Annotated in this window: 16 protein-coding genes; 14 read left to right on the top strand and 2 right to left on the bottom strand. The window is 50.0% G+C overall.

The genetic code is table 11. The features are described from left to right. The first annotated feature begins 81 nt into the window (after positions 1 to 81). The 10 genes from AB4Z33_RS09675 (at position 82) to AB4Z33_RS09630 (ending at position 10,090) form a co-directional block, all read left to right on the top strand. Positions 82 to 807 carry a phosphonate ABC transporter ATP-binding protein gene (locus tag AB4Z33_RS09675; RefSeq protein ID WP_442049739.1) on the top strand — a complete coding sequence of 242 codons (726 nt, stop codon included), beginning with the start codon at positions 82 to 84 and terminating at the stop codon, positions 805 to 807. Then, a complete protein-coding gene (locus AB4Z33_RS09670; protein ID WP_442049738.1) occupies positions 804 to 1,316 on the top strand; it encodes a GNAT family N-acetyltransferase in 513 nt (170 codons plus the stop codon). The genes AB4Z33_RS09675 and AB4Z33_RS09670 overlap by 4 nt, the downstream gene beginning before the upstream one ends. Before the next feature lie 16 nt (positions 1,317 to 1,332). Further along, complete coding sequence (locus AB4Z33_RS09665; protein ID WP_442049737.1) at positions 1,333 to 1,944, top strand: DUF3298 and DUF4163 domain-containing protein; 612 nt, start codon at positions 1,333 to 1,335, stop codon at positions 1,942 to 1,944. 137 nt (positions 1,945 to 2,081) lie between these two features. Continuing rightward, positions 2,082 to 3,698, top strand: coding sequence for an amino acid permease (locus tag AB4Z33_RS09660; RefSeq protein WP_442049736.1), 1,617 nt, complete (start codon positions 2,082 to 2,084; stop codon positions 3,696 to 3,698). A gap of 231 nt (positions 3,699 to 3,929) precedes the next feature. Further along, entirely contained in the window at positions 3,930 to 4,616 is a 687-nt protein-coding gene (locus AB4Z33_RS09655) for an MOSC domain-containing protein (RefSeq protein WP_442049735.1), read from the top strand. A gap of 46 nt (positions 4,617 to 4,662) precedes the next feature. Beyond that, a complete protein-coding gene (locus AB4Z33_RS09650; protein WP_442049734.1) occupies positions 4,663 to 5,658 on the top strand; it encodes a phosphotransferase in 996 nt (331 codons plus the stop codon). A gap of 34 nt (positions 5,659 to 5,692) precedes the next feature. Beyond that, entirely contained in the window at positions 5,693 to 6,619 is a 927-nt protein-coding gene (locus AB4Z33_RS09645) for a polysaccharide deacetylase family protein (protein ID WP_442049733.1), read from the top strand. Between the two features lie 15 nt (positions 6,620 to 6,634). Then, a complete protein-coding gene (locus AB4Z33_RS09640; RefSeq protein WP_442049732.1) occupies positions 6,635 to 7,594 on the top strand; it encodes an AAA family ATPase in 960 nt (319 codons plus the stop codon). Between the two features lie 10 nt (positions 7,595 to 7,604). Further along, positions 7,605 to 8,756, top strand: a complete 1,152-nt coding sequence (locus AB4Z33_RS09635; protein ID WP_442049731.1) for a DUF58 domain-containing protein — start codon at positions 7,605 to 7,607, stop codon at positions 8,754 to 8,756. Continuing rightward, positions 8,756 to 10,090 (top strand): DUF4129 domain-containing protein, encoded by a 1,335-nt coding sequence (locus AB4Z33_RS09630; protein WP_442049730.1) that lies wholly within the window; start codon positions 8,756 to 8,758, stop codon positions 10,088 to 10,090. Before AB4Z33_RS09635 ends, AB4Z33_RS09630 begins: the two co-directional genes overlap by 1 nt. A 335-nt stretch (positions 10,091 to 10,425) precedes the next feature. Here the strand turns inward: AB4Z33_RS09630 and AB4Z33_RS09625 are convergent, their stop codons facing one another. Beyond that, positions 10,426 to 11,403, bottom strand: a complete 978-nt coding sequence (locus AB4Z33_RS09625) for a YpdA family putative bacillithiol disulfide reductase (protein WP_442049729.1) — start codon at positions 11,401 to 11,403, stop codon at positions 10,426 to 10,428. 163 nt (positions 11,404 to 11,566) lie between these two features. Between AB4Z33_RS09625 and AB4Z33_RS09620 the strand changes: the two genes are divergently transcribed. The 3 genes from AB4Z33_RS09620 (at position 11,567) to AB4Z33_RS09610 (ending at position 16,074) form a co-directional block, all read left to right on the top strand. Then, the gene (locus tag AB4Z33_RS09620; protein ID WP_442049728.1) at positions 11,567 to 12,100 is read left to right on the top strand and encodes an ADP-heptose synthase; all 534 of its coding nucleotides are present in this window, start codon (positions 11,567 to 11,569) and stop codon (positions 12,098 to 12,100) included. Between the two features lie 403 nt (positions 12,101 to 12,503). After that, on the top strand, positions 12,504 to 14,240 hold the full coding sequence (locus tag AB4Z33_RS09615) for an ABC transporter ATP-binding protein (RefSeq protein ID WP_442049727.1): 1,737 nt from the start codon (positions 12,504 to 12,506) through the stop codon (positions 14,238 to 14,240). 28 nt (positions 14,241 to 14,268) lie between these two features. Next, entirely contained in the window at positions 14,269 to 16,074 is a 1,806-nt protein-coding gene (locus AB4Z33_RS09610) for an ABC transporter ATP-binding protein (protein WP_442049726.1), read from the top strand. A gap of 20 nt (positions 16,075 to 16,094) precedes the next feature. On the opposite strand, the gene xerS is transcribed toward AB4Z33_RS09610, so the two are convergent. Next, entirely contained in the window at positions 16,095 to 17,174 is a 1,080-nt protein-coding gene (gene xerS, locus AB4Z33_RS09605) for a tyrosine recombinase XerS (protein WP_337101362.1), read from the bottom strand. 442 nt (positions 17,175 to 17,616) lie between these two features. Here xerS and sleB point away from each other — a divergent pair, with 442 nt between their 5' ends. Then, positions 17,617 to 18,273: a spore cortex-lytic enzyme gene (gene sleB / locus AB4Z33_RS09600; protein ID WP_442049725.1), complete on the top strand. Its 657-nt coding sequence runs from the start codon at positions 17,617 to 17,619 to the stop codon at positions 18,271 to 18,273. Positions 18,274 to 18,389 lie beyond the last annotated feature (116 nt).

Raw genomic sequence — 18,389 nt, 5'->3', positions numbered from 1 at the left:
TTGTTCGTATGGAAACTATTTTTTGTTTCCCGTAAACTAGATTTATAGATAAGACTGTCGCAAGCAGAAGGAGCGCGAGCAATGATAAGAATTCAGCGTTTGACGAAACAAATTCCTGGCGGACCGAAGGTGCTTGATCAAGTAAGCTTCGAGGCGCACCCAGGTGAATTTATAGCGATCAAAGGAAGCAGCGGCAGCGGCAAGTCCATGCTGCTTAAGTGCTTGTCGCTACAAGAGAATTGGACGGAAGGCACGTATTATTTCGACGGGGCCGACGTGTTCAAGCAAGGGATCATGGCGAAGCGCAAAGTACGGCAGCAGGTTGCCTACCTCGAAGAGAAGCCGTTCTTGTTCCCTTCCAAGACAGGGCTTAAGAACGTTATTATCGGATCGGTCTCTCAGACGCCTGCTTGGCGCCGTTGGACGGGAATGGTCCGCAATGACGACTATATGGGCGCGATGGATATGATCGAGAAGCGCGGTCTCATTGATAAGGCGCATCAGAAGGCGAGTACGTTAAGCGGCGGCGAGCGCCAGCGTATGGCCGTTGCAAGAGCGCTTGTCCATGGCGCGAAGGTAATCGCGGCGGACGAGCCTGTATCCGGATTAGACCCGCACACGGCCGATCAAGTTCTTTCCGATTTGAAAGCGCTTTGTCGCGATCAAGGCGTCATCGTTATTGCTGTTCTTCATCAGGGAGATTGGGCAGAGCGGTTCGCGGACCGGATAATCGGCTTGAATGCCGGCAAGATCGTGCTTGATGTGAAGGGCCGCAGGCTCACGGAAAGAGAGAAGCAGTTGCTGTGACGGAGATTCAACTGCGCGTCATAGCCGAAGAGGAAATGGCTGCAGCGATTACGCTGGAGCGGAGCTGCTATACGCCTGAGGCTGCAGCAACATTCGAAGGATTTCAGCATCGGAATCGCGTATATCCTGCTTATTTCTGGTCCGCTTGGGCGGACGGGAAGCTCGTAGGCATCGCGAACGGAGTTCGAACTTCACAAGAGGAGTGCGGCGATGAGATGAAAGGTGCGCATGGCGATGATCCGGCAGGTCATAGCTTCTGCGTACTCACCGTAGCAGTCGATACGAATTATCGCAGGCAAGGTATAGGAGGCATGCTGCTTCGGAAGCTTATTGGCCAGTGCCGCAGCGATGAGCTGCGTTCCATCGTCCTCATGTGCGAAGAGCATCTGATCGGCTTCTACGAACAGGAAGGCTTCGCTCTTCACGGGCGATCGGCTTCCAATCATGGAGGCATCGTATGGTATGAGATGAGCCTAGACCTGCATACAATGGAGCATCTTACCGAATAGGAAGGTGTTCTTAAGGATGGCATTCCAATCACCCGTCGTGGTGCAGACCGCCAAGGCTCATTTTCACAAAGCGGACCTTGCGGTGCCGCATATATCCGGAGGCGTCAGCTCGGCGGCTGACAAACGAATCAATGACGCAATCAAGAAAAGCGCTCAGAAGTTAGTCGACAGCCAAGGTTCGCTTCAAGACCCGAACGCCGAAATGATCGGTTATTATGAACAGAAGACGAACGAGAAAGACGTGCTGAGCTTATCGCTATATAACTACGCTTATACGGGCGGAGCACACGGTCTGACGTTGCAGGATTCGCTAACGTTCAAGCAATCGACTGGCGAAACGTATACACTCGCTCAACTGTTCAAGCCTGGAAGCGACTATGTGTCACGATTGAACGAGATTATCGCGGCGCAAATCAAGGAGAGGGACATCGCTCCGATTGAACCGTTCAAGTCGATTCGTCCTGATCAAGATTTCTATATCGCCGATCGTTCGCTCGTCATCTACTTCCAAATCTATGAATTAACGCCATATGTGTTCGGCTTTCCTTATTTTCCGATATCGGTGTACGATATCGAGGACATTATCAATGAAGATGGTCCGCTTGGACAAATGGTTCCGAATGATTAAACGATTACGAGATCATACCGCAGCCGCATCCCAATAGATGCGGCTCTTTCCTATTCTGCGGTAGCTATTCAATTGGTGGTCCAATAGAGCATGTCCGAGGATTGCCGCTCATACATTAAAGTATGGAGGTGTTCGTTTTGGTAGTTGCACTAATTGGGTTGCTGTTAGCAGCGGCGGTATTCGCGGCGATTCTAGCAGGTGCGCTCAAAGCGCAAACAAGCGTGAAAAATTCCGGTTATCAGAGCATGATCAGCTACGGGGCTTCGACCCAATTGCTGCAGGATAAGCATGAATTGCATCGTTTCGGCATCGCTCAGCAGCTTCGCAGGCATCTGGGCGGGATGTCCATCTTCGGCCTGTCATTCAACGTGATGGCATTAGTCGGCGGGGCGGCATTCCTGTATGGACCGGCATTAAAGGAAGGCGGACCATCGGTTATCGGTTTCGGCTTTCCGATCTTGGCCTTATTGGCGCTATTGGTCAGCGCCTCGCTAGCGGAGCTGGCATCAGCGGTGCCAACAGCCGGCGGGGTCTACCATTGGGCTACGGCCATGGGCGGCCGCAAGTGGGGCTGGCGGACAGGCGCCTTTCATGCCGCAGGACAGCTTGCAACTTTAACGCTGCTTAATGCGGCTTGTGCCGGATTGCTGGATGCCTTCCTATCGGCCAGACTTCATTATGATCCATCGCTCCTCACATTTTGGACTATGGTCGTGACACTTACGATTGCGCAAGCGGCCGCCAACCACTGGGGAACGCGCGGGCTTAAATACATATTGGCAGGCGGTGTGTGGCTTCAAATGATTGCTGCCGCGCTAATCGTCGGCGGACTCGTTTGGCTGTTCTGGCCTGGCAGCTATTCGCCGATTGTATTGTTCCAGTTCCATAATGCGCAACTGAGCGGAACGGTGAACGCCAGCGCGTTCATCGGCGGTACCTTGCTGCTGCAGAAGCTGTTCATCGGAATGGATGCGGCGAGCCAAGGAGCGGAGGAGACGATTGAGCCTCGCGTGAAAGTGCCTTGGGCTATTTATTTGTCCACTGCATACACCTATATCGTCGGGTTCGCGATGCTAGCCTTTATGACATTGACTTTGACCTATACGGCTGAAGGCAATGCGGGTGCAGGTTTGTTCATCAATAGCGCTCTTGCTGGTTGGGGAGGCGCATGGATCATTGGTGCGATAGTTCTGCTGTCGTTGTGGGTGAGCGGACTGCAGACTTTGACGGTTTGCTCGAGAGCGCTGTTAAGCTTGGCAAGGGACGAAGCGCTCCCGTTAAGCAAATGGTGGACGAAAGTATCCGAGCGTCATCAAACACCCGCTAGCACTGTCTGGTTAAGCGCTAGTATGGCGGTTGTCATTCTCGCTGCCGCACAATTAATTACATCAACTGGTTATGTTATGCTGCTAGTTTCCTTCAGCGTCATTTGCATACATACTTCCTACGCCATTCCAATCGCGATGAAGCTGCAGCAGAATAATCAGCTGCAGGCGGAGCAACGCGCGCCATGGCATCTGGGACGATGGAGCCGGGTAGTTAGCTGGATTGCGGTTATATGGCTTGTCGTCTCCGCGGCGCTTGCAGCAGGTTATCTCCATCGCTGGGGAGCAATCGGAGCAGCGCTTGTTCTGCTGGCGGCAACGATAATGGATTTCAGATATGAGAAACGTCGCCTCGTCAGTATGCAAAGCCGCGCCAAGCGAAGCCGCAAGGAGCTGTTACGGATGGAGAAAAAGTTTCCACTGCAATAACGGGGAAATAATGATTGTTGAAGATAAAAATTTCCCGGGGAAGCGCATGAAGCTACACAAAATTAATGAATTCGACATCGAGTTCTGATCGCGTTTCCGCCTATATTCGACATGGGTTACAACATTAATTATTAATGCCGTAAATGAATTGAAGGATGTTATCTTTGCCATCTTCTCCCTTCCCCGATTATAATAGGACTATAGCAATCAACTTGTGGGAGGAAGCAGATCATGTCGGTGGAACCGGTTGTATCGTTGCCGTTGCCGAAAGTCGTATCGCTTAATGTCGGCATGCCGGTTGCGATGGCTCATGGCACGAAAGAAGTTGTATCAGGAATTGTGAAGCAAGCATCGGAACAAGCGCATGCTTTGTCGTATACCGGTTTGGAGGGGGACGGTCAGGGAGATACCGTTCATCACGGCGGGCGCGACAAAGCTATTTGTGTTTATTTCGAGAGGCATTTGCCGCATTGGTCGGATAAATACAATCGTTCATTCGAAGCCGGTGCGTTCGGGGAGAACTTAACGGTGTCAGAGTGGACGGAGCATGACTTATGTATTGGTGATATCGTGCAGATTGGCGATGTTATCGTACAAGTCAGCCAGCCTAGGCAGCCATGCTATAAGCTTGGCTTGCGACATGAATTGCAGGAGCTCCCGCAGGACGTTCAGCTCAGCGGATACACCGGGTTTTATTTTCGCGTGATTAAGGAAGGTATGCTGAAGACAGGCTTGGAGCTTAATCGCATTGGGCGCCATCCGGCAGCCAAATCGATTGCCGAAGCGAACCGGCTCATGTATATCGACAAGGAGGATGCGGCAGGTTTGCGCGAGCTTTTATCGGTAGAAGAGCTCTCGATTAGCTGGCAGGAGCAGCTTGGCAAGCGGCTGCGGCGGCTTGAACAGCAGGAAGCTTAAACGCATTACAAGAATCGTTGCTTAGCTTTAAGGAGGACAACCGGCAGTGAAGGACAACATAGATTTTGCGCTATTTTTGGATCAATATTCGTTCAAAGACGATTGGCGCATCGAGCATAAGGAAAGCGGCATGAATAATACAACTCGGATGGTAACGGCGGGCACCGAACGATTCGTTCTGCGGATTTATAATAATCATAAGGACATCGACATTGTTGCGCTCGAGCATGAGCTGCTGGCGTGGCTTAATACGAAAGCGCTGCCTTTTCAAGTGCCGCTGCCCATTCGCAATAAGCTTGGTTCGACCGTAACAAGGGCTGGTGACGAAACGATCGCTTCGTTATTCCGTTTCATCGAAGGAGATCGAACGGATGCTGAGGAGAACCATCATGTGTTCTTGCTAGGTCGAGCTGCGGGTGAATTGACCGTTGCGTTAAAGGATGCGCAACCTTCGAAACCGCCCATCTACAGTCCCTATTATTTGCTCGAAGAAACATATGCGGCAATGGACGAAGAGAGCTTCATTTCGTTAAGTGATCGGTCTGACGAGCTGATTGCAAGGCGTAATAGGATGATCGCTCTCATGTCAGAACGGCAGAAGCTGAAACCGTTAAGCGAACGCGTCGCGAAGCTGCCAAAGCAGTGGATCCATGGCGATCTCGTTTTCAATAATACTGTAGTCCGAAATGAGAGGATATCAGGAGTGCTGGACTTCGAGTTCTGCACCGTAGATGTACGGGCGATGGAGCTGGCGGTAACAGCTGTCGATATGATCAGACCGGGGCGGGAGGATATACTCGATCGGATTAAGCGGCTATTTGCGGGTTATTCCGAGATCATAGAGCTGTCGGCTCGAGAGCTGGAGCTGCTGCCGGCGATTATGAAACTTAGGCTGCTCGACGTTGCGCTGCATTTCGCAATAAGGTTCAAGGATGGACTGGATGCGGACGATGTGCTGTGTGGCATTATCGATCAATCTGCTTATGGCTGCGAGTGGGTAGAACTTAATTGTAATGAGCTGCTTCATCAGCTTCAGCCATAAAGATTCAATACTTTCAGAGAGGATGGTATGCAACATGAACTTGGCGAAAGCCCTCGGATATAAGGAAGAGGATCGGCTTCTAATCGTGAACGGGGATGACTTCGGTTCTTGTCATTCCGTTAATGTCGGCATCCAGCAATTGCTGGAGGAAGGCGCCATCAGCTCGGCAACGTTAATGCTTCCTTGCGCTTGGGCGCGTGAAGCGGCTTTATGGAGCGCTTCGCATCCGGAGCTCAATGTAGGTATCCACTTTACGTTCACAAGCGAGTGGGATGCTTATCGTTGGGGTCCTGTGAATCGCAATGGCGACAGCTCTTCGCTCGTTACGAATGAAGGCTACTTTCCGCCGGACTGCAAGACATTCGAGCAACAAGCCGATGAGGAGCAAGTAAGAGCGGAACTGATCGCACAAGTGGAGATGGCTCTGCAGCTCGGCGTTAAGCCGACACATGCCGACAATCATATGGGCAGCCTCTATGGGCTGACAACCGGACGCAACTTTTTGCCAATTGTATTCGATGTATGCGCTGCATACGGTTTGCCGTTCCGCTTGCCACGTTATCTGCTGCAGGAAGATGGTCAGGTGGCGCCTCCCGAGATGGCGGAGCAAGCGAAGCAGCTTGCCGATTATGCAGCATCGAAGGGCGTAGTCGTGCTTGATTATTTGCTTGGGCTGCCATTCCAATTGCAAGAAGGCGAGACGTATGAAAGCTTTAAAGCGAATATGATCGGCTTGCTGCGAGGGCTGCGTCCTGGCGTAAGCGAGGTCATTATACATCCATCCGTCGTGACTGATGAGCTGCGGGCCTATCACTTTCAAGCTGAGAAACGCGGGATGGAGCTGGAATTATTCCGCGATCCAGATATATTGCGTACGTTAGAAACCGAAGGAATCAAGATGATCCGCTGGAGCCAGCTGCAAGAGCTGCAACAAAAACTAGCCGATCAGGCTAGCCAATAAGAAGGAGCTGCGTACATGTCATTCGAATCTGTCAAACAATTAGCCGAAACCGTTAGAAGCAACATCGGCCGCGTCATTATCGGAAAAGAAGAAGTAATCGATCTGCTGCTGATTGGACTAATCACATCAGGACATGTGCTGCTTGAGGATGTGCCGGGAACAGGCAAAACGCTTCTGGCCAAGTCGCTAGCGAAGTCATTGTCTTTGCAATTCAAGCGGATTCAGTTCACGCCGGACTTATTGCCGTCGGATCTAAGCGGCATTCATTACTATAACCAGAAGCAAAGCGAATTCGAGTTCCGTTCCGGACCATTGTTCACAAATCTGCTGTTGGCGGATGAGATTAACCGCGCGACTCCGCGCACACAATCAAGTCTTCTCGAATGTATGGAGGAGCGGCAGATTAGCATAGACGGAGAAACAAAATGGCTTGAACGGCCGTTCATGGTCATTGCGACGCAAAATCCGGTCGAGCACCACGGTACGTTCCCGCTGCCGGAAGCGCAGCTAGACCGTTTCTTGTTCAAAATAAAGATGGGCTATCCGACAACTGAAGAGGGAATACGTCTGTTAAAAAGGTTCAAAGACAATGATCCGTTGCAGTCGCTCGAGCCTGTTGCAGAGCAAGCCGCTATTGTGCAGGCTCAGCAGACTTATACGGCTGTAACGATCTCGGATGACGTGCTTGGTTATTTGCTTCGACTTGTCGAACAGACAAGATCGAGAGAAGAGGTCGCGATCGGCGTCAGCCCTCGCGGCAGCCAAGCGCTCTTGCGCGCCGCTCAGGTTCATGCCATTCTTCGCGGCCGCGATTTCGTAACGCCTGACGATATTAAGGCGATGGCTAGGCCAGTTCTTGCGCATCGTCTTGCTTTGCGCGGTCTGCAGCGCAGCCATAACCATGCGGAGGCGATTATAGATGATATTATTCGCCAGACGCCCGTGCCAGCGGAAGCCGGCTTAGCTGTGAAGTAGGCGGCAGGCGATGCTATTATTTTGGTTCATTGTCGCCACTGTTATCATTTTATTCATACAGAGCCGTGTATTTCGCCGATATGCGCTTAAGCATATTAGCTATGAAAGACATTTTCAGCAAAAGACAAGCTATCGCGGCGAGCAGGTTGAACTGGTCGAGCAGATCTCCAACAGCAAGTGGCTGCCCGTTCCTTGGCTGCGCGTAGAATCGCAATTGTCCGCTTTCCTGCGATTCCAGCACGATGACAACTTTGCGGTTAGCAGCGGGCAGCTCTCCCAGAATCATAAGAGCTTCTTCACCTTCCGGCCGTATACGAAGGTGACTCGCAAACATCGCTTCACTTGTGCGAGAAGAGGCTGGTATCGTCTTCAGACCGTGACGCTGACGGGCGGCGATTTGCTTGGGCTTACGAGCGCATCGCGACAGATTCCGCTCTCGAGCGAGCTGATCGTTTATCCGAAGCCGGCACAAGTACCTGTACAAGAGCTGCCCTATCATAGCTGGCAGGGCGAGCAAACGGTCAAGCGCTGGATCGTCAGCGATCCGTTCGTTATAGCGGGCGTTAGAGAATATCAGCCTGGCGACAACTTCAAGCAGGTCAATTGGAAAGCGACGGCAAGGACGGGGAAGCTGCAGGTGCATCAGCATGACTTTACCGCCGACCGCCGGCTAATGATTTATTTGAACGTGGACGATGCGGAGGGAATGTGGCGTTCGGTATCAAATGATGCGCTCATTGAACAAGGCATCGAGTGGGCGGCCGGTGCTGCTGAAGCCGTTATCGCAGAGGGAAGCGAAGTGGGCTTCGCGACGAATATGCCGTTATTCGGGGAGCGTGACAGCGTTCGCATTGAGCCAAGAGGCGGCCACGAGCAGCTTATGACTATATTTGAGAACATGGCCAAGCTGGAGATCGAGCGAACGGAGCTATTCGATCGTTTGTTGGAAACGGAGGCAGCCCGCGGAATGCACGATATGGATATTCTGGTCATCTCCGCATATTGGAATGAGTCGCTGGAGCAGGCGGCGGAGCATTTGCGGTACAACGGAAATGCCGTTGCTGTGTGGCACTTAACCGACCCATCTGATAAGCGCAGCTCAGAACGGTCGAATCCAGCTGGTCAAGCTGCAAGCGGGCAAGCGGAAGAGGTGATCGCTTAATGAAGTCTATGATGCGTTCAGGCTCGATGGCATCCCTCGTCCAAGGCTACGTGGAGCTTCTATTTTTCTTGCCTTTCGTCTTAACCGCAGCCGTATACACGCTTGGCGATAGCGCCGTCTGGCCTTGGAGCGTTTCGTTAGGTATCGGTTATTGGGCTGGCTCCGCCATAATAGGGGCAAAGCCGATCAAGCGAAGAATATATCGTCTGCTGCTTTCAGCAGGCTTAGGTTTATTTTTAACGGTGTTAACTTTCTTGCTTGTTGAACAAGCATTAAGCCCAGTACCTGTCGTGATCTGCAGCCTCATTGGTGCTGTTTTTGCCTATCGAGGCATGGCATCGACGATACGTGGATGGTACAATTCTTTTCCAAACTCGCAGCTGTTAACAGCCGTATGCGTATATATAGCTGTTCAGCCGCTCAAGCTTTTTTTGTTAAAAGAGCTATCCTCCTATAATGTCGTGCTCATTTGCTGCGGAATTGCGGCCGTAATTTTGTTTTTCTTTATTGCGAATGAGAGACATATTGGCGCGGAGACAGCCGACACGGGCAAATCGAAGACAACGCTTGATTTCAAGCGTCAAAATCGGCTTTGGATCGTTTTGCTGCTCGTGGTCATAGCCATAATAACGATGTTCAGGCAAATTCAACATGCTATCGAGCGCTTCATTAAGCAAATCATCGATTCGATTATGGGATGGATGAATCGACCTCGGGAGAACGAGGTGCAGAGCGAGCCGCCTAGTGAAGCGCCGCCGCCGGCATTGCCTCAGACCGAGACCAAGCCTCCTGCTGATTGGGTCGTTCTATTGGAGCAGATATTGAAGATCGCTGCAACGATTCTCGTCATTGTAGTCGTCTGTTTCCTGCTCTATTACTTAGGTAAAAAGCTGTATCGGCTCGTTCAGTCCTTCATATCAAAGATATGGGAGCGAAGCGCGGATCGACAAGGTGATGACGCGAACTATTCGGATGAAGTCGAAAGCTTAATGTCGTATACAAAGCTGAAGGATCAACTAAACGGCTCGCTGCGGAGATTGAGCCTTCGAGGGAAGGACAAGGAGCCTGGCTGGCAGGATCTGAAGTCGAACGCCGAGCGGATTCGTTATTTGTACAAGAGACTGCTGAGTGGCGGAATGAAGACAGGCTATACGGTCATTCCTAGCTTGACACCTCGTGAAACGGCTGCCGATATGGAGAAGAAGAAACAAACCGTTATTGCATCTGAACATGTATCACCGCTTATCGATGTCTATGAAGCTGTTCGTTACGGTGACAAGTCACCAAGCGACGAGACGGTAGCTGATCTAAAGCGGAAGCTCGATATACAGTAGTGGGTAACGTACGAGTATTTTTCCTTGTTTAGAGTGGAAATCATCCAGCCAAACAGGCTGTTGAACGTTGGTCAATCACTTTTGAGTGGAAAATATACAGCCTAATTCACTCTTGCAGCTCAATTCCATCAAACTGACCGCATTAGCCTGTAGGAAATCCAATCAAACTGCTGATCTGATGTTATTTAGCCCATTTGACTGGATGAAATCCACTCAACCTCAACGGGGGGATTACGGCGTTTCCTGATACGAGAACGGCAATAGACCGAGAGTCAGAAATGGCGATGCTGGGATAACTTCCCCGGCACCGCCATATTTGTATTATGCGAGCTGGGTTAGTCCCGTTTGCTCATGATATGGTCTGCTATTTTGTTGCCGTGATAACGGCCTGATTCGATAAAGATTTCATTCGCTTCGTGCCTGGAAGCTACGACGCCGGCGAGGTAAATGCCAGGAATATTCGTCTCCATCGTCGCTTCATTAAAGGTCGGATAACCTTCAGCTTCCATCGTTACGCCCGTTTGTGTTAAGAAGTTGCGGTCGGGGTGGAAGCCGGTAAGCGCAAGGACAAAATCGTTCGGAATGAGCTCGGCGCCTTCCGGTCCTTGTATCGTAATGTCATTGTTGCCGATGGCTGTAACCGTGGAGCTGAATCGCATTTGTATGAGTCCTTGAGCCACTTTCTTCTCGAAGCCCGGTCTAACCCATGGCTTGATGCTGGAGGAGTAAGATTCACCGCGATAAATAACCGTTACTTTAGCTCCAACACGTTCCAGCTCCAGTGCAGCATCGATGGCCGAGTTACTGCCGCCGATAATGGCGACCTGCATGCCGACATAGGGATGGGATTCGCGGAAGAAGTGGCTCACTTTATCAAGCTCTTCGCCGGGTATTCCGAGAACGTTCGGATTATCGAAATAGCCTGTAGCGATAATGACGTAGCGGGCGAAATAAGCACGCGGTTCGCCGAACCGATTTTCACCTTTGACTATGAAGCCATCGTCCTCGCGTTCAATGCTTTTGATCGTTTCATAGGCTTGCACGCGTATTTGATGGCGCTGAGCAGCTACACGATAATAATGAAGCGCTTCAAGACGTGATGGCTTTTCACTAGCCGTCGTAAAAGGGATGTCCCCGATCTCCAGCCGATCAGGGGTGCTGAAAAATTGCATATAGGTCGGGTATTGCGAAATAGAATAAACGATATTCCGCTTCTCAATGGTGAGCGGATTCAAGCCGATTCTCTGCAGCTCTATTGCCGCAGCTAAACCGCAAGGACCTGCTCCGATAATGATAGCTTCTTCCTTCTGCATCGTATGATGTTCCCTCCTGAAACCAGTCGTCATCTTTATTTATCTATCGATCATTTTACTTGGGTCAACCGTGTTTATGCAAATTTGGCGTTTGACTCTCTTGTACAGGCAATGGAATATTGTATAATAATGTGTAACCGTTCTTACGTGAGGAGGAGCCAGCATGCAGCGGCGTTTTGTGATAGAAGCAGTATTAGTAGCAACGTATGGGCATCTGCTCGTACCGAGTCGGCCCATAGATTATGTCGTTCCTTATTCTTCGATTGCCGAATTATATGAGATGCGGGACGGAGCCGATCCGGTCATGGATGATCCGGATGATGACGGTCACGTTAAAGCGAAGATTAACGATCTCATCGCTTTCTTCGAGGATCCGCTCAACCGCAAGAAGATAGAGAAGGCGATGCAAGTGCCATGGCGCGAGAGCTCGCCGTTGCTCCTGAATGAGATGATCCAGTTTACGGTTGTGCATGGGGTAGATAATGCGCATTATGGAGAGACGTTCGACCCGATCGAAACCGAGCTGTTGCTCACAGGCATAAAGCTCCATATTCCGCTCTTATCCGATCAATTCGAATTTCAAGACCGACTCATCGAAGCAGGCGTTCCGGTGCAGGTCTATGATATAGAGGATTTCGAGTTTGCGGTAGAAGAAGGCATATCGACTGAAGATTTGGAAATGTCTAACGAGCCATAAAAGAAGAAGCGCTGGAGGCCGCTTGCCAATGAATGATGGGCGGCTGTCAAGGCGTATTTTTTTTGTTTAGCCTCTTGCGCATCTATTTGCCAAGGTGTTAAGATTTGGTTGGGTTAGAAAACAATACTACCGTAATTAAAGAAGAAGGGGGTCATCGTATGTTTAATTGGACTGTTGGTGAGCAAGGCCGTAACATCGCGTTGTCGAATCAGTCCCAACCAATGGTTCAAACATGCCGACCGGCCTGCCTTCGCAAAGCGGTGACCATATAGCGAGATCGCTATGCTGTCAGCCGTTAATACGAAGACCGCGAGCCTATCTACGGCTTGCGGTCTTTTTGACGTATAGGAAAGTATAAAGGTTTGCTCAGAAAGGGGTTGGCAAAATCGAAATGAAAACGCTCATGAGAATTATGGTCTACGTAAGGCCAAGCGCCAAATGGGTCGTAACCGCGATAACCATTATGGTGGTAGCGACACTGATCGATCTAGTAGCGCCATGGATCCTCAGGGAAATATTCGATAAGGGGATCGACAAAAAAGATATGTCTGTCGTTTTCTGGTTGACGCTCTCGCTCATCGGCGTGCAGGCGATTAAGAGCGGAGCGATGTTCGTACAAGGCTATTCGCAGGAGCTTGTCGGGCAAAATGTCGTGTTCCAGCTACGCAAAGAATTATATGCGCATTTGCAACGGCTATCTTTCTCCTATTACGATCGTGCTCAGACGGGGCAATTAATGTCCCGAATGACCGGGGATATCGATTCGGTCAAAAACTTCGTCGGTTTCGGGGCGATGAATCTCATTACGGGCATGCTTACTTTTTTGGGAACGGTCATCTTTATGATGTCGATGCAATGGAAGGTTACGTTGATAAGTCTTGTGACGATTCCGCTGATCTTATTCGTACTGTGGAGATTCAATCATAAAGTCGGTCCAGCTTGGAGTAATATTCGGGAGCAGATGGGACGGTTAACAACGACGCTTCAGGAAAATATTTCGGGTATACGAGTTGTAAAGTCGTTCGCTACAGAGAAGGTTGAGGAACGGAAGTTCGCCGAGCGCAACGAACAGAACTTCGAGACGAACATGGAGCGCGCCAAGCTGGAGGCACGCGCCTTCCCTCAGATGGGCTTTTACGGCGGACTTACCTTCGTGCTCATGATATGGATCGGCGCTATCTTCGTCGTGAAAGGTGAGATGACGCTCGGAACGTTCATGGCGTTCCAATGGTACACATGGGGAATTATATGGCCGCTCAACATGCTTGGCTGGCAGATCAACATTATGCAACAGGCGATGAAGGCAGCTCCCCGCGTGTTCGAGGTGTTAGACACGAAGGTCGATATCGAATCGCCAGCAAACGGTGCTTCAACTGACGGCATGAGCGGCAATGTTGTGTTTGACAACGTTTCTTTTTATTTCGACGACCAAGATCAAGAGAAGGACAGCCCGATATTGGACCGCATATCGTTCACGGTTGATCGAGGCGAGGTTATCGGCGTATTAGGTTCGACCGGTTCCGGCAAAAGCAGCTTGATCGGCTTGTTGTCCAGATTTTATGACGCGGCAAGCGGACGGGTGCTCATAGACGGCATTGATGTCAAAGACTACGACCTCGATGGCTTGCGCAAGAGCATCGGCATTGTGCCGCAGGAAACGTTCCTATTCTCTGCTTCAATTCGTGATAATATCGCATACGGCTGCCCGGATGCAACGCAGGAGCAGATCGAGAATGCAGCCAAAAAGTCGCAAATACATGACTTTATCGTCGGTTTGCCGGACGGTTACAATACGCGCATCGGTGAACGAGGCGTTGGTCTCTCCGGCGGTCAGCGTCAGCGTGTAGCGCTGTCGCGCGCGATCCTCATGGATCCGCCGATCCTTGTCCTGGACGAGGCGACGGCAAGCGTTGACACCGCAACCGAGTCGGCGATTCACGAAGCGCTGCTGGAGGTTATGGAAGGGCGGACGACATTCATTATTGCCCAGCGCTTGTCCTCCATTCAGCATGCGAATCGGATTATCGTACTTGAGAACGGACGCATAACCGAAGAAGGCACGCATAAGGAACTGAATGAGCGAGGCGGCTTCTTCAGCCAGCTATTCAACCGTCAGAAGCAGATTGCGCTGCATAAATAACCATTTTACTTAAGAAACGAGGTGCTTCATGAGTCAAGTCGAATGGGATATGGATGAAGATATCGAGGAAAAACCGTTTAATATGAAATATATGCGGCGAATGCTGCGCTACCTATATCCGTACCGCAAGCTGATGAGCTTAGTTGTTGTCATTGTACTGCTCAACATGCTGCTAAGCTTATCCGAGCCGATTATACTCGCTTATTTGATCGATAAAGGCATTGGAGACAAAAACTATGCCGTCATTACCGCGTTAGGGGCATCATTACTCGGCATCCGAATCATAAGCTGGCTGTTCAGCTGGATGCATACAAGATGGATTAACTTCACCGGCCAACGGATTTTATTCGATTTGCGTCAACAGCTGTTCAATCATCTGCAATCGTTGTCGTTCCGTTTCTTCGACGGTCGTCCGGCAGGCAAGATTATGTCGCGGATAACGAATGATACGAACGCCATCGGCGAGTTGATCAACGGCGGCTTAATAACGATGGTAATGGAAGTCACGCATTTGCTCGGCATTGTCATCATCTTGTTCTGGATGGATTGGCAGCTTGCCATCCTATCGTTCGTTATGATGCCTTTATTGTATTTAATCGTTGCCAAAGTCAGGCCGAAGATCGAGGGCTCTTGGTCGCGTTCGCGTTCCACGATGTCCGCAATCAACGGCAACCTGAACGAGACGATCCAAGGAATACGCGTCGTTCAAGCGTTCTCGCGCCAAAATAAAAATAACGACATGTTCAACGAAATCAACATGCGTAATAAGAAAGCGTTCATGCGCGCCATTACGCTTGAATCGACTGTCTATCCGCTTGTCGAGATGATCGGGATGATCGGCACTTGTATCGTCGTTTGGTTCGGCGCTATTCGCGTCATCGACGGCGCTTTGTCGCTAGGCTTCATTATGGCGTTCATCAACTATTTGTGGCGTTTCTGGGGCCCGCTCAGCGCCTTGTCGAAGGTGTACAGTCAATTGCTCTCGGCTATGGCATCCGCGGAACGTATATTTGAAGTATTGGACACCGACTCCGAGGTGAAAAACAGCAGCGACGCCCGCGAGCTGCCGCCAATAGCAGGAGGAGTGGAGTTCGAGCATGTCTCCTTCCGTTATGAAGAGAGTAAGCCTGATGTGCTTCATGACGTCAGCTTTAAGGTGAAGCCGGGGCAACGGGTGGCCCTCGTCGGTCCAACCGGCGCTGGCAAGAGTACGATCGTCAATCTGCTCATGCGTTTCTATGACGCAACTGACGGCAGCGTTCGAATTGACGGTATGGATGTGAAGGATGCAACGCTGGAGTCTTTGCGCAAGCAAATGGGGATCGTGCTGCAGGATTCTTTCATCTTCGCGGGAACAGTGGAGCAAAATATGCGCTACGGTAACGAGGATGCGAGTGATGAACAGCTTCGCAAAGCAGGGGAGAGCGTACGATTAGACCGTGTCGTCGCGCAGCTCTCGGACGGCTATGCAACAGAGTTGGAGGAACGAGGCTCGAAGCTGTCGGTCGGACAGCGCCAGCTGCTTGCATTCGGACGCGTGTTGTTGTCCGATCCGCGCATCCTCATTCTCGATGAGGCGACATCCAGCGTCGATACGGAGACAGAGCAGCATATCCAGGAAGCGCTCCAGACGTTGCTTGCTGGACGGACGGCGTTCATTATCGCTCATCGGTTATCCACGATACGAGACGCAGATCTTATCCTCGTCGTACAGGACGGCCGTATTGCGGAACAAGGCTCGCATGAAGCGCTCATGAAGCAGGGAGGCCTGTATGCGAACCTCGTGTTGACGCAGCTGTCGATGCAGGAATCCGTTATATTGCAGACGAGTTAGTTAAACTTCTGAACTTATTCCTATTCTTTCGTTCGATCAATGGCAAGGGCCATCGTCTTATCGGTGAGATGCGCATAAATTTGTGTCGTTTCCGGTGAGGCATGGCCCAATTGCTCTTGCGTTTTATAAATATCGTTGCGGAGATAATAGTCCGTTGCGAACGAATGCCTTAATTTATGGACAGATAAATATGGCTTTCCGAAGCGCTTGGCATATTTAATAACCATCTCCTGGATCGCACGCTTCGTCATCCTCGCACCTTCATTTTTGCCATTGGCGATCGCCAAAAACAAAGCCTTCTCGCGTTTCTGAGCTTTATATCGCGTCTCCCGCAGCTGTAAATACGCTTGTAAATCTTCTACCGCTTCTTGGCGAAAATAGACCGGCGTCTTAAAGTTATCGTCGTTGCGTCCTTTGCGGTACACATGAGCAAGCTTCTTCTTCACGTCCACATCGTCCACATTCAAATTAACGAGTTCGGACACGCGAAGCCCCGAGTGCAGGATGAAGCTGATTATGCACGCATCTCTTGTTTTATTCAGCTCATAGGAGTACAGCGCTTGCTTATTAGAAGCGATATCCGTCTCGTATTGCTGCTGCACGTAGAACATAAACTCCGATATTTCTTCTTCTTGCAACAGCTTTCCTTCTAGCTTGGCAGCTGTATCCTTCGGCTTATGTGTCCGCTTGATCGTTACTTTGGCCATTACATTCCGTTTCAATAACGGGTAGAACTGCTCGTCCTCGGCAATTTGGCTTAAGTAATGGAACAAGGAGCGAAGGGAGGACAGCTTGCGTGAGATCGTCGTCTTGCTGTTACGCTCTTCCTTATAGGTAGACAGGAACATCCGATAGCCGTCGATGCTGTCCATATGAAGCTGTTCCAGCTCGAGCAGTGTTACTTGCTTGACATCACTTGCCGAGGACAAGCCTTCAGCCATCAACCATCTGAGGAAAGTATCATAGTCTCGGATGTATTCAAGCAACGAGGAGGGGGACAGGTCAGGCAGCTTATAGTTGATAAACTTTTCGATGAACCAGGGCATAGTGAGAATTTTTTTGTCGAGCTCCAGCCGGTCTTTTTGCTTAATGATATTCATTCGCTTGCACCCCTTAATTCATGTGTTTAATTGTTAATGGTATAAAGTTTACATAATTATTGTTATGTTATCATGTGAAAGCTTATGTCCGATTTTCTTTATAAGTAATCTATCGAATCTCCTATATTGTAGCAATCACCTCGCCAAGTCACAACGCGAAACGCGAAATTAAATAAGGCACAGCATCCGACTAAGCCGGACGATGCGCCTGTATGTTCCTATTTGCCTAAACCGTTGGTGCTCTAAGGATATGCCCTCATAAAAGACGTGAAATTATATCAATAAATGAGAAAAATGAATACTAGTAAATATATGTAATATCTAGATTGAGGTTACATTTGATCAAGAGCTTATGCTACACTCGTAAAAACCAACGGCCGATGATCGTTTTACACGATTTGAACGATAAACGATTCGGTGAATAAGGAGGATATTCATAACGATGAATAAACGATTGATTAACTATAGTATGGCATTATTGATCGGTATTATGCTCGCTTTAGCGATACCAACCACGCATGCGAATGCGGCTGCTCCGGCAACATTAAAGTACGGAAGCACAGGTCCTGACGTACCGGATTTGCAATACCGACTGAAAACACTAGGTTATTTCGACAGCTCGATTACGTTGTTTTTTGGCGATGATACGTACGAGGCATTGATGAAATTCCAGAAGGACTACAGCATTGCGGTGGATGGCATTGCCGGCAAACAAACGTGGGAGACGCTGAAAAAGGTATCCGTCAATCAGAAGGAGCTTGATCTGCTTGCTCGTATCATTTATGCAGAATCGCGCGGAGAGCCTTATAAAGGCCAGATCGCAGTCGGAGCTGTCGTGATGAACCGTGTTGCCGCTTCGGACTTCCCGAATACGGTTCAAGGCGTAATCGAACAGCCAGGCGCTTTCACTGCTGTTGATGATGGGCAATATTATATGAAGCCGGATTCGACGGCATACAAAGCCGCATTGGAAGCGATTCGCGGCAACGACCCGACTAATGGCGCGTTGTACTACTTTAACCCGGATACCGCTACATCTAAGTGGATCTGGTCGAGACAACAGACACTGAAGATTGGCCGCCATATTTTCGCAGTTTAAAATGAACAGCGTTTAGAGATTAATAATCTCTAGACGCTGTTTTTATGTTCGGCAACTCACAATAACAACATAAACATAATTATGTAAATAAAGCTGGAATATCAATTCTCAAGGTT

The organism is Paenibacillus sp. 2TAB19 (assembly GCF_052115185.1).
Lineage (GTDB): Bacteria > Bacillota > Bacilli > Paenibacillales > Paenibacillaceae > Pristimantibacillus.
This window is presented reverse-complemented; position numbering and strand designations above follow the sequence as displayed.